The 248-nt window shown below is 54.0% G+C and carries 1 protein-coding gene; it reads left to right on the forward strand.

Annotation, left to right across the window (positions count from 1 at the left end; genetic code table 11):
- Positions 1-248: bacteriophage T4 gp5 trimerisation domain-containing protein (locus tag E1958_RS19950; protein ID WP_424945104.1), on the forward strand; the 248-nt coding region annotated here is incomplete at both ends.

Consider the following 248-nt stretch of genomic DNA (forward strand, 5'->3'; position numbering starts at 1 on the left):
TATGTTCTGCATGATCGCAGCCGGGATGTCACCAATAACGAGACTATCCGGATCGGGCATGATCGGGTTGAAACCGTAGCCAACAACGAAACCACGACCATTGGTTCCAACCGTAGCGAAAACGTCGGCAACAACGAGGTCGTTACCGTCGCGCTGACACGCACCCATAACGTCGGCATCAATGATATGCTCAATGTAGGTGGAGCAAACGAGGTAACCGTGGGTGGCGCACAGGCCATTACCGTAGG

Source organism: Candidatus Thiosymbion oneisti, assembly GCF_004359955.1.
Classification (GTDB): domain Bacteria; phylum Pseudomonadota; class Gammaproteobacteria; order Chromatiales; family Chromatiaceae; genus Thiosymbion; species Thiosymbion oneisti.